Below are 8,471 nucleotides of genomic sequence, written 5' to 3'. Positions count from 1 at the left end.
GTATCGAGGGTTCGAATCCCGATAGCTCCGGGGCCAGACATGCGAAAGGGGCCACTCGGGCCCCTTTGCTTGAATCTGGCGGAGAGGGAGGGATTCGAACCCTCGATACGGGGTTACCGTATACACACTTTCCAGGCGTGCGCCTTCGACCGCTCGGCCACCTCTCCGTTGGTTCCGCGAAGGCACTGACCTACGCGAAGCGCGAAAGGGTAAACCAGCGGCGGTCGGTTAGCAATGCAGGCACCCGCCACGGGTGCCCTCAACCCCCCGTGGGCTTGCCGGGACCACGACTCGGCAGCGACGGGAAGGCGTGCACATTGCCACTGTCCTGGCTGGCGTCCCGGATACGGGGCGTACCGACGGCCGCGACCTCATCGATCCGGATCAGCGCGTGCATCGGCACATGGAAGCGCTCGACCCCCTCGAACTCGGTACGCAGGCGTTCCTCGGAGGGGTCGACAACGACCTGCGAGCGCTCCCCAAACAACAGACCCTCGACGGTGACAAAGCCGTAGAGCTCGTCCTGGTAGACCTCGCGGGCATAGATCTCGTAGACCTTGCCCTGGTTGAGGAAGCTGACGCGATAACGGGTGGTGGGCATATTCATTTGACTCATATTGGGGTAGCAACCGCAGATTGCAACGGGTTGGCGTTGGTCCGGACCGATAATGCCGGTATGATTCGGGCGTTTAACCGCCCAGCGCCTTCGGTACGCCTTCGATGAATTCCTCGCAGGAGCTGCTCGATCTATTGAGCCGCAACAGCCAGCCGTACGAGGACCCGCTCACTCACGTGCGCTGGGACGCGCTGTCGCTGGACGATTTCTGGATCCCGGAGGAGGCCGTCTCGCTCTTCGGCACCCCCGAGTATTCGGCGCTGGACGATGCCTGCAAACGGCGCCTGTCGCAATACGAGTTTCTGTATTTCATCAGTGGCGCGCTGTGGCTGGAAGGTCTGTTCATGGAGCGCATCTCGCGCATTTCCATGCACTCTACAGGCCGCCTGGACCGGCTGAATTATCGCCTGCACGAGCTGCGCGAGGAAGCCGGCCACAGCCTGATGTTCATCGAGTTCATGCGCCGCAGCGGGCTGCCGCTACCGGAGCGTCGCTTCCCGAAGCCAAAGCTGGCCACCTTTGTCGGGCGTTTCTCGCCGTTCGAATCCTCGATCTTCTGGATCGCGGTGATGATCGGCGAGGAGGTCCCGGATCGCATGAACCGGCTGATCCGCCAGCACAAGGACTCGATCAGCCCGACGGTGGACGACATCGTGACCCGGCACATGATCGACGAGGCGCGCCACATGGCGCATGCCCGCGACACGCTGGAGTCCTATCTCGACACACTCCCGAGCTGGCAGAAATGGGCCTATCGCCCGCTGATGCGGCGCGTGTTCCGCCAGTTCGTGCATGCGTTCTACTACCCTACCCGCGACATCTACGAACTGGCCGGCCTCCCCGAGGGCCCGGACTATCGCCGCATCGCCCGCGAGAACCCACGCCGCGCCTCCTTCATCGACACCTGCGTTGACCCCGCGCTCAAGATCCTGCGCGACCAGGGTCTGGTGCTGAACTGGCGCTAGGGAAACACGAACGTGTTTCCCTACCGTCCCCGGTGACCACCGGGGCAATTGGGTATGATCCAGTGCCATGGGCACGCATCTGAAACTCCGCCCCCCGAGCAGCACCTGGCGCCAGATCGAACTGGGGCTGTTCATCGTGCTGCTGACCGCCATTGTGCTGCGGGTGTACTACAACCCGCCAGCGGCGCTGGAACAGCTGACCTTTCGTGACGAGTTGCGGGTGGCCCTGGTCGAGCGCCCGCTGGGCCGCTCCGAGCTCGCCGCTACCGCGGGGCGCGACCAGCTCGAACTGGAACTGCTGCACGGTCTGGCCGAGGAACTGGGCACCCGCCTGCGCGTGACCCGCGTGGATGACGCCGCCGCCGCCCACCGGCTATTGCGCCAGCGCCGCATCGACATCGCCGCCGGACTGCTCGTCCCGCCCAACGACCCGTCGATCGAAGCCGGCCCGGAGATCCTGAGTGTGCAGCATGTCGTGGTCTTCTGGAACGAGAACGAACGGGCCACACCGCTGATTTCGCTGACCGATATACCACCCGGGGCGCGCGTCGGCATGACCGCACAGGCCCCCATACCCGAGAGCCTGAGCCAGCCCTTGCTGGCCGAGGTCCGCCTGGAGCCGGAGACACCACCGGAGATGGCACCGGATACGGTCACCGAGGACGAACCAGCACTCGAAGGGGCCCCGTTTGCCCCCATCACCACACCCCTGGACGGCGAAGAGGAAGCAGACCCGTCGAATGGCGAACTCGTCCCCTACGCCAACGCCGAAGCCCTACGCGAGGCGCTGGAACGGGGCGAGATCGACTATGCGGTGATGAACTCCCTGGAATACCGTCGCCTGCGGCGCATACACCCGAGTCTGCGCCTGGCGCACGAACTGGAACGCAGCGCCGAGGTGCGCTGGCTGTTCCCCACGGGTCTCGACCGCAGCCTGATCGACACGGCGGAGGAGTACATCGACCAATTGCGCGACAACCGCGAGCTGGAGTTGCTGCTCGATCGCTACCTCGGCCACCTGGAGACCCACGATCTGGTCGATGCCCTGACCTTCGCGCGCCGCGTCGAGCACCGTCTGGAAGAGTTCCGTCCGCTGTTCGAGGAGGCCGGAGAGACCTACGATCTCGACTGGCGCTTCATCGCCGCGGTGGCGTACCAGGAATCCCACTGGAATCCCGACGCGGTATCCCCCACCGGCGTGCGCGGATTGATGATGCTGACCCAGGTGACGGCCGCCGGGCTGGGCATCGAGGATCGCACCGACCCGGCCGCCAGCGTGGATGGTGGCACACGTTACCTGATCGATCTGCGCGAACGGCTGCCGGATTCCATCCCCGAGCCCGATCGTACCTGGATGACGCTGGCCGCCTACAACGTGGGGCTCGGACATCTGCACGACGCCCGGCGCCTCGCCGCCGCAAACGGCGATGACCCCGATCGCTGGCTGGACGTGATGCAGTGGCTGCCGCGCCTGGCCCAGTCCGAATGGTACGAACAGACCCGTTACGGCTACGCCCGCGGCTGGGAGCCGGTCCACTACGTGCAGAACATCCGCAGCTATTACGACAAGCTGGTGCAGCGCTTCCCGGAGTCCGACGAGCTCAAGCCGCCGGCCCCCGAGCTCTACCGCCGCACACCGCTGGCGCTGTAGTCACCTGCCTGCGCCCCCAAGCACACGCCGCCCCCTGCGTCAGGCCCGCGCCGGGCCATACGTGGCGGGGATCACCAGCGCCTGCTCCTCCTCCATGATTTCTTCACGCTGCTGTTCGGCCGCTTCCTGCAGGCCGAAAAACCAGACCGCGAAGATCAGGGTAAAGACGACGAAGAACGCCATGCCCGCCCAGGAAAGCACATGCATGAACGGTCCCGGGCGATCCCCCGGCGCCACTTCCGGACGCTGGATTGCACGGTAATTCAGCCAGGCGAACACCGGCGAGGACAGGAACGAGGCCACCATGGCGAACTGGAGCATGGAGAGCAGATCGGTGAGGAAGAAATTGATGATGATGATGCAGACCACCACCGTGAACACGATCCAGGCGGTCAGGGCGCGCTGCAATCCCTTTTCCGGGCGGTCGAACAGCAAAATGGTGCTCATCGCCAGTGACCGCGGCCAGCCGTCCATGCAGGTGATGGTGGTGCTGAACATCGCGGTGAACGCAGCCAGCACGATGATCCAGTGGGCCCAGTCACCGATCGTGGAGGTATACATCTCGATAAAACGCGCGGCGAACTGCCCGGACGACAGCTCGGCCAGCTCGATCCCGGCACCGGACCGATACATCACCAGGGCACCCAGCGCCAGGAAGAAGACCGCCAGCACCACGGTCACGATGTAGCCGATGTGAAAGTCGGTGGTGGACTCCTGCATCGTCGCGCGATGTCCGGTCTGGATCTCGCGCGATGTGCGCCACAGGGAAGGCCAGGCGGCCACGTCGATCGGTGCGGGCATCCAGCCCATGAACATGATGATGAACCCAATGGAGGCGAGGTCCCAGGGGTCGCGCCCGACAAAACCCTCCGGCACCTCCACACTCTGCCAGACAGCCACAATCACCGCGGTCAACGTGGATACTGCCAGCAGGAACACCACCACCTTGGCGATCTTGTCCAGCAGTTGATAGTGCCCGGCGATAATGAGGGCCGCACACAGAATCAGGATGCCCATGGTGATGGCGATCACGTGATCGCCGTCGCCCATAAACGGGAAATTCAGAAACAAACTGGCGGTGATGAACGCCACCCCCGCCACGTTGAGAAAGGCATTGATCAGATTCAGCCCGAAGAAGGCCGCCAGATAGCCCTTTCCCATACGGCGATAACCATGGAGGATGGTGTCCCCGGTGGAGGCGCGGTACTTCACCGAGTACAGAAAGAACGGGTACTTGAACAGGTTCGCCAGCAGCAGGAGCAGCAGCAGCGACCAGCCGTAGATCGCCCCGGCCTGGGTAGACGATACGAGGTGCGAACCGCCGATCGCGGCGCCCGCCATCAGGATCCCCGGCCCGATCGCCTTGCCGAGATTGGTACGGGGTCTCCAGAAAGCCTGCATGCGCGCCTCGACGAAATCCTTGCGTCCAATCAAACGGCATGACCGTACCCTCTGTACGGCCTTGCGGGCGCGAGCCTAGCGTATCCCGCTCTGATGGGCCACATTTGTCGCACTACGAACGCCATCGCGCTTGCTGCCGCTGGCGAGGCTCCTACCGCGGATCCGCCGAGTGTCAGGCTTTCCCGGAAACGTTCAGCGCCGCGAACGGGCGTGGAGGCAGAAACGCGCCAGGATCGCGACATCGTGGTCGGCCTGACCGGCCGCCAGCGCCTTGTCCACCGCGCGGCGCACCGGCTCCAGCCCGTCCAGACTGAGGCCCACCTGCTCGCCCAGGCCAGCCACGATGCCCAGGTCCTTGTGGTAGAGCCCGGTCTGAAAACCGGGCTCGAAGTCGCCGTCCAAAAGACGCTGGCCGTGCACCTCGAGGATACGCGAGCCCGCGAAACCGCCCATCAGCGCCTCTCGCATCCGTGCCGGATCCACCCCGGTCTGTTCCGCCAGCGCAAAGGCCTCGCCGATGGCCACCAGCGTCTCGCCCACCACCAGCTGATTGCAGGCTTTCGCGATCTGCCCGGCGCCACTGGTACCGACATGGGTCAGCGTCGAGCCAACAATATCGAAGATCGGCCGCAGCCGGTTGACCGCGTCCTCCGGGCCGCCAACCATCAGGCTGAGCGTGCCGTTGCGTGCGCCCGGCTCGCCGCCCGAGACCGGTGCATCCACGAACGTAACCTCCCGCTCCGCTGCCGTCTGCGCAATCGCGCGGGTGCGGATCGGGTCGATCGTGCTGTGATCGATCACCAGCAGCCCCGGGCGGGCATGTGCGAGCACCCCGTCCGGGCCCAGCATCAGCTGCTCTACATCCGGCGTGTCGGAGACGTTGAGTACCAGCACGCAAACGCTGGAGACCAGTTCCGCCAGACTGGAGGCGGCCCCGGCACCCTCCGCCACCAGGGCCTCGGCGGCCTCCGGCCGACGTGCCCAGACCCGGATATCCGCCCCGGCACGCAGCAGATTGCGGGTCATCGGGGCCCCCATGATACCCAGGCCCACACAGCCGATCGGCTGCAGTGCTTCGGGAAGGTTGGATGCAGTGGTCATGGCGAGGGCTCCTGGCGAGGGACGGCCATCGAGCATCCGTCCCGGTGATTTGAAAACCTCACACTCTAGCAACCCACACCGATGGAGGGTGGGGACGCGACCGATCGCTAATGCCCGCCGGATCGGCTCGCTCCTGGCGCTATCAGCGTCATAGCGGGCTCTCGCCCTTGCCCAGCAGACTCACATCGACCGCACTCCGCCTCGTCTTTGCGCCCTACCTCCGCCACACCGCTGCGACCTCCCAGAAACGAAAATCCCCGGCATATGGCCCCACCGAAAGCAACCAATTCAATTGATAATAATTTTATCTTTTACCGTATTTCGTAATTCTCTTATCTTTATTTGGATCGGAATAATTACCCTGCGTTCCCGTCCTACCCCCAACTGGATTCAAAAAAGCCACGGAAGCAAAAGAGTCCAGTGTGCTTCCTGAAAGCGCGGCATACGCCATACCGTACATTTGAAAGAACATAAAAACCGCGAGGATCCCACCAATGAAGAAATCTTTTATCCTGCCTCTGGCCCTGACCGCCGCCGCCATGTTCACCCTTCCCGGCGCCGCCATGGCCGACTACGGCGAACAAAAAGTCGTCTATCACGTGAACTACAACGACATGGACCGCCACATGGCCGCCATGGGCAACATCCAGAACCACATCAATGCCGTGGGCGCGGAAAACATGGAGATCCGAGTGGTCATGCATGGCCCGGGCCTGCACCTGCTGCGTAACGCCAAAGAGAACGAAGACCTGGCCGCCCGCATCGAAGAACTGAAGATGCAAGACGTTGATTTCAATATCTGCAATGTCACCGTCACCCGGGGCAACGTGGACATCTCGGAAGAGCTGTTCGATGCCACCGAAGACGACCTGGTACCTAGCGGGGTCGGCGAGATCGGCCACCTTCAGACGCAGGGCTTCGTTTACCTGCGCCCGTAAGTACCACATTTCCTCCAGGCCACCGAGTGTTGTCCCGGTGGCCCTTTGGGCTCGGCCTTGGCCGGGCCTTTTTCTTGAGCGGAACCCGGTTTCCCGAAGGAAATACACAATCAAAATTCCAGTCTTTATTTGAATATAGAACTACTCACAAAAATCAGCCGGGCCAGCCGGAATAAGTACCCCGTTAACGCGTCATATCAAAGCCGGACCAAGCAGCCCAAAAGGGAAGCACCGGCTGCAAAACAAAAGGAAAATCCCAACCGGGACCTTGAACGAGGAAAACGCGTCATGAAGCACCTGCATATTATCGCCCTGGCTCTGGTCTCCTTCCTGCTGATCGCCCCGGCGACCGCGCTGGCGGAATACGGCGACCAAAAGGTGGTCTACCACGTGAACTACAACGACATGGACCGCCACATGGCCGCCATGGGCAATATCCAGAACCACATCAATGCCGTGGGCGCCGACAAGATGGACATCCGCGTGGTCATGCATGGCCCCGGCCTGGGCCTTCTGCGCAATGCCAAGGAGAACGATGACCTGGCCGGCCGCATCGACGAACTGAAGTTTCAGGGCGTTGATTTCAACATCTGCAACGTCACCGTCACCCGCGGCAACATCAGCATCGCCGACGAGCTCTACGATGCCTCCGAGGACGATATCGTCCCGAGTGGCGTGGCCGAGATCGCCCATCTGCAGCAACAGGGCTTCGTCTACCTGCGCCCGTAAAGCGACACCTGCCATCACACGCACGTCTGTCGTCTGAAGGCCCGGCAGCTGCCGGGTCTTTTTTGTGCCCGCGTCAGAACCCCGGAGTACGCGCGAATCATATTGGGCTATCCGGGGCAAACCGGTAAGGTATGCACTCCTTTCTTCCGCGAGCCGCCTGCTTGCCCGCAATCCGCATCCAGTCCCTGTGCAAACGATACGACGGCACAGCCGTTGTCGATGGCGTGAACCTGGAGATCCCGCGCGGCGAATTCTTCGGGCTGCTGGGACCCAACGGCGCGGGCAAGACGACGACCCTGCGCATGTTGCTGGGACTGACCCCGATCGACGGAGGTCAGGTGGATGTGCTGGGCCTGCCAATGCCGGAGGGCGAACGCGAAGTTCGCAAGCGCCTGGGCATCGTGCCGCAGTTCGACACGCTGGACCCGGACTTCACCGTGATCGAGAACATGCGCACCTATGCGGCCTACTTCGGCCTGTCCGGGCCGGCCGTGCAGACGCGCATCGATCGACTGCTGGAGCAGGTGAACCTGAACGACAAGCGCGGCGCGCGCATCGACGCCCTGTCAGGCGGCATGAAACGCCGCCTGACCCTGGCCCGTGCACTGATCAACGAACCCGAGGTTGTGGTGCTGGACGAGCCCACCACCGGGCTGGACCCGCAGGCACGCCATCACCTGTGGCGGCAACTGCGTCAGCTGCGCGCCTCCGGCGTCACCCTCGTGCTGACCACGCACTACATGGAAGAGGCCCAGGAGCTGTGCGACCGCATCGCGATCATCGACCACGGGCGCATCATCGCCTGTGACGCCCCGAGCCGCCTGATTGCCGAGCATATCGAGCCCTGGGTGCTGACGGTGGGCGGCACCGATGCGGGCGAGGTACTGGAGCGCGAACTGGGCCCGAAAGATCGCGCCCATCAGGTCGCGGACACCTGGCTGGTCTACACCGCGGACCCCGACCGGCTGCGCGAACGCCTGCGCGCGCTGGGCCGCGAACCGACCCTGCGCGAGGCGGATCTGGAAGACGTGTTTCTGAAACTGACCGGCCACGAGCTGAGGGACTAATGC

8 protein-coding genes and 1 tRNA gene are annotated in these 8,471 nt (G+C 63.5%); 5 read left to right on the top strand and 4 right to left on the bottom strand.

What is annotated here, in order from left to right; all coding sequences use genetic code 11:
* Positions 1-76: 76 nt before the first annotated feature.
* Together G372_RS0107760 and G372_RS0107755 are read right to left on the bottom strand one after the other, a co-directional pair.
* Positions 77-167: transfer RNA gene (locus G372_RS0107760), tRNA-Ser, on the bottom strand.
* Between the two features lie 92 nt (positions 168-259).
* Complete coding sequence (locus tag G372_RS0107755) at positions 260-601, bottom strand: DUF1820 family protein (protein WP_019623590.1); 342 nt, start codon at positions 599-601, stop codon at positions 260-262.
* A gap of 119 nt (positions 602-720) precedes the next feature.
* Between G372_RS0107755 and G372_RS0107750 the strand changes: the two genes are divergently transcribed.
* Together G372_RS0107750 and mltF are read left to right on the top strand one after the other, a co-directional pair.
* The gene (locus tag G372_RS0107750) at positions 721-1,581 is read left to right on the top strand and encodes a diiron oxygenase (protein ID WP_020008849.1); all 861 of its coding nucleotides are present in this window, start codon (positions 721-723) and stop codon (positions 1,579-1,581) included.
* Between the two features lie 67 nt (positions 1,582-1,648).
* Positions 1,649-3,232 carry a membrane-bound lytic murein transglycosylase MltF gene (gene mltF / locus G372_RS0107745; protein ID WP_018864957.1) on the top strand — a complete coding sequence of 528 codons (1,584 nt, stop codon included), beginning with the start codon at positions 1,649-1,651 and terminating at the stop codon, positions 3,230-3,232.
* 39 nt (positions 3,233-3,271) lie between these two features.
* On the opposite strand, the gene G372_RS0107740 is transcribed toward mltF, so the two are convergent.
* Both G372_RS0107740 and G372_RS0107735 read right to left on the bottom strand, forming a co-directional pair.
* The gene (locus tag G372_RS0107740; protein ID WP_019623592.1) at positions 3,272-4,633 is read right to left on the bottom strand and encodes an NRAMP family divalent metal transporter; all 1,362 of its coding nucleotides are present in this window, start codon (positions 4,631-4,633) and stop codon (positions 3,272-3,274) included.
* A 192-nt stretch (positions 4,634-4,825) separates the two neighbouring features.
* Entirely contained in the window at positions 4,826-5,734 is a 909-nt protein-coding gene (locus tag G372_RS0107735; RefSeq protein WP_019623593.1) for an NAD(P)-dependent oxidoreductase, read from the bottom strand.
* A 494-nt stretch (positions 5,735-6,228) separates the two neighbouring features.
* On the opposite strand from G372_RS0107735, the gene G372_RS0107730 reads away from it, so the two are divergent.
* The 3 genes from G372_RS0107730 to G372_RS0107720 all read left to right on the top strand — a co-directional run bounded on the left by G372_RS0107730 (position 6,229) and on the right by G372_RS0107720 (position 8,468).
* Positions 6,229-6,672, top strand: a complete 444-nt coding sequence (locus G372_RS0107730) for a DsrE family protein (RefSeq protein WP_019623594.1) — start codon at positions 6,229-6,231, stop codon at positions 6,670-6,672.
* Between the two features lie 288 nt (positions 6,673-6,960).
* The gene (locus tag G372_RS0107725; protein WP_019623595.1) at positions 6,961-7,401 is read left to right on the top strand and encodes a DsrE family protein; all 441 of its coding nucleotides are present in this window, start codon (positions 6,961-6,963) and stop codon (positions 7,399-7,401) included.
* Between the two features lie 161 nt (positions 7,402-7,562).
* Positions 7,563-8,468, top strand: a complete 906-nt coding sequence (locus G372_RS0107720) for an ABC transporter ATP-binding protein (RefSeq protein WP_026340317.1) — start codon at positions 7,563-7,565, stop codon at positions 8,466-8,468.
* Positions 8,469-8,471: the final 3 nt, after the last annotated feature.

This window comes from Thioalkalivibrio thiocyanoxidans ARh2 (assembly GCF_000385215.1).
In the GTDB taxonomy this organism is placed as follows: domain Bacteria; phylum Pseudomonadota; class Gammaproteobacteria; order Ectothiorhodospirales; family Ectothiorhodospiraceae; genus Thioalkalivibrio; species Thioalkalivibrio thiocyanoxidans.
Note: the sequence above shows the minus strand (reverse complement) of the source record. Positions and strands in the feature narration are given on the sequence as shown.

Bases quoted from the DNA above. Each gene is read 5' to 3' on its own strand.
- G372_RS0107725 (WP_019623595.1), top strand. From the start codon at position 6,961: ATGAAGCACCTGCATATTATCGCCCTGGCTCTGGTCTCCTTCCTGCTG.
- G372_RS0107740 (WP_019623592.1), bottom strand. From the start codon at position 4,633: ATGCAGGCTTTCTGGAGACCCCGTACCAATCTCGGCAAGGCGATCGGG.
- mltF (WP_018864957.1), top strand. From the start codon at position 1,649: ATGGGCACGCATCTGAAACTCCGCCCCCCGAGCAGCACCTGGCGCCAG.
- G372_RS0107755 (WP_019623590.1), bottom strand. From the start codon at position 601: ATGCCCACCACCCGTTATCGCGTCAGCTTCCTCAACCAGGGCAAGGTC.
- G372_RS0107750 (WP_020008849.1), top strand. From the start codon at position 721: ATGAATTCCTCGCAGGAGCTGCTCGATCTATTGAGCCGCAACAGCCAG.
- G372_RS0107730 (WP_019623594.1), top strand. From the start codon at position 6,229: ATGAAGAAATCTTTTATCCTGCCTCTGGCCCTGACCGCCGCCGCCATG.
- G372_RS0107735 (WP_019623593.1), bottom strand. From the start codon at position 5,734: ATGACCACTGCATCCAACCTTCCCGAAGCACTGCAGCCGATCGGCTGT.